Origin of the sequence: uncultured Planktosalinus sp., from assembly GCF_963973675.1 — a bacterium.
Classification (GTDB): Bacteria; Bacteroidota; Bacteroidia; order Flavobacteriales; family Flavobacteriaceae; genus Planktosalinus.
On record NZ_CAXBAN010000354.1, the window covers coordinates 1 to 2,750 of the forward strand.

Consider the following 2,750-nt stretch of genomic DNA (forward strand, 5'->3'; position numbering starts at 1 on the left):
CTTAATTAACTCATATGCAAATTCTTACACAGTGCATTTCATCGAATAAATTTGCAGATTAACTTATTAAATTTGTATCTTCGTTATCAGTTTAAGATTTAACCCAAATTAATCTACTTATGAAAGCACTAACCGCACTCTTTGTCTTATGCTTATTCTTCACTACGACTGCTCAAATTTCAACAACAGAAAGGCAAGCACTTGAAGACTTTTTCCATAGTACAAATGGACCTGAATGGAATACCGAATGGGATTTAACCAAACCGGTTGACACTTGGTATGGTGTTCAAATAAAAAACAATACGGTAACAGGTTTGGAGTTAGGTTTCAATAATCTGCAAGGAGAAATACCTGCATCAATTAAAAATTTGGAAAATCTGGAATCTATAAAACTTTTTTTTAACCAGATTGGTGGAGAATTACCAAACGAAATTGGCTTACTTAAAAACCTAAAAGTACTAGATTTAAACAGTAATTTAATTTCCGGAAACATTCCGGCTTCAGTTTTTGAACTAGACCAACTTGAAACCCTTTTATTAAGTAGTAATAATTTTACAGGTGTAGTTTCGTCTGACATAGCACAACTTAAAAATTTAAAGAATTTAGTGCTTTTTGACAATCATTTTTTTGGTGATTTCCCGTTAGCAATTTCCAATTTAAATAACCTTGAGGAACTGGTGCTTGCTGAAAACAACTTCAACTCAGAAAGCCTTAAAACATCTTTGGCTGCTTTAACAAAACAAGGAACTAAAATAGACTTTGATGAATTCAATAAAGGAGTTCAAAATACAGAGTTTGCTATTCTTGAAATTGAAGATGAAGAAAATGATTAATTAAGCTTTACAAATAAATAAAAAAAGCGTTGTTCACTTGAACAACGCTTTTTTTATTTAAAGCTTTTAGAAAACTTATTTAACTTCCTCAAAATCTACGTCTTCTACATCACTGCTTTCTGACGATTCGTTTGAAGATGCCTTTTCATCACCACCTGGCGCGGAACCTCCTTGTTGTGCTTCTGCTTGGGCTTTATACATTTCCTCTGAAGCTGTTTTCCAGGCTTCATTGATTTTATCTAAAGCCGGTTGAATGATTGCTACATCTTTGGTTTCAAAAGCTTTTTTCAACTCCTCCAGTGCTTCTTCAATTGGTTTTTTCTTATCGTCTGATAATTTATCCCCAAACTCTTTCAGCTGGCTTTCTGTTTGAAAAATCATTGCATCAGCCTCATTTAACTTGTCTGCTTTTTCTTTAGCAGCTTTATCATTCTCAGCATTGGCTTCAGCATCTGCTTTCATTTTTTGAATTTCTTCTTCGGTTAAACCTGAAGAAGCTTCAATTCTAATGTCCTGTGACTTGTTGGTAGCTTTATCAGTTGCACTCACTTTGATGATACCATTGGCATCAATATCAAAGGTTACTTCAATCTGTGGTGTTCCTCTTCTAGCCGGTGGTATTCCGTCAAGGTGAAAACGACCAATCGTTTTGTTATCTGTTGCCATAGGGCGCTCTCCTTGCAAGACGTGAATTTCAACACTGGGTTGATTGTCTGCAGCGGTTGAAAACACTTGAGATTTCTTAGTTGGAATAGTTGTATTGGCCTCAATTAATTTGGTCATTACACTACCCATAGTTTCAATACCTAAAGAAAGAGGTGTTACATCAAGTAACAATACATCTTTTACGTCACCAGTCAATACACCACCTTGAATTGCAGCTCCTACAGCAACAACTTCATCAGGATTTACTCCTTTACTGGGTGCTTTTCCAAAAAACTTCTCAACAGCTTCCTGAACAGCAGGAATACGGGTTGAACCACCAACCAAAATAATTTCATCAATATCGCTTTTAGATAGTCCGGCTGCTTTCAAAGCCTTTTCACAAGGAGCTATGGTTTTTTTAACCAAATCAGCAATCAATTGCTCAAACTTTGATCTTGACAATGAACGCACAAGGTGTTTTGGTCCACTTGCAGTTGCTGTTACATAAGGTAAGTTAATTTCAGTTTGTGTTGAAGATGACAATTCAATCTTCGCTTTCTCGGCAGCTTCTTTTAAACGCTGCAGTGCCATTGGGTCTTTCCTAAGATCCATGTCTTCCTCTGCCTTGAACTCTTCTGCAAGCCAGTTGATAATTTTTTGATCTACATCATCACCACCTAAGTGTGTATCACCATCTGTTGAAAGTACTTCAAAAACGCCGTCACCCAGTTCTAGAATAGAGACGTCGTGTGTACCTCCACCAAAGTCAAATACGACAATTTTTTGATCTTTTCCTTTTTTGTCTAACCCATATGCCAAAGCTGCTGCTGTAGGCTCATTGATTATACGTCTCACTTTCAATCCTGCTATTTCACCGGCTTCTTTGGTAGCCTGGCGCTGAGAGTCATTAAAATAAGCAGGAACTGTAATGACCGCTTCTGAAACTGATTGACCTAAATAATCCTCAGCTGTTTTCTTCATCTTTTGAAGAATCATCGCTGAAAGTTCTTGAGGGGTATACATTCTTCCATCAATGTCTACTCGAGCAGTATCATTTTCTCCTTTAACAACTTTGTAGGCCGCTCCATCTGCTTCTTTAACAGACTCAGAATATTTATTTCCCATAAAACGTTTGATAGAAGCAATCGTTTTTGTTGGGTTGGTCACAGCCTGACGCTTTGCAGGATCTCCTACTTTAATTTCACCACCTTCTACAAAGGCTATTACAGAGGGTGTTGTTCTTTTACCTTCGGCATTAGGAATAACCGTTGG

General features: G+C 36.9%; 2 protein-coding genes. One reads left to right on the forward strand and one right to left on the reverse strand.

Annotated features, from left to right (window positions below; genetic code table 11):
- Positions 1 to 119: 119 nt before the first annotated feature.
- The gene (locus AACY61_RS11835; protein WP_339611784.1) at positions 120 to 833 is read left to right on the forward strand and encodes a Two component regulator three Y domain protein; all 714 of its coding nucleotides are present in this window, start codon (positions 120 to 122) and stop codon (positions 831 to 833) included.
- Positions 834 to 908: 75 nt separating this feature from the next.
- Here the strand turns inward: AACY61_RS11835 and dnaK are convergent, their stop codons facing one another.
- On the reverse strand, positions 909 to 2,741 hold the full coding sequence (dnaK, locus tag AACY61_RS11840) for a molecular chaperone DnaK (protein ID WP_339611785.1): 1,833 nt from the start codon (positions 2,739 to 2,741) through the stop codon (positions 909 to 911).
- Positions 2,742 to 2,750: the final 9 nt, after the last annotated feature.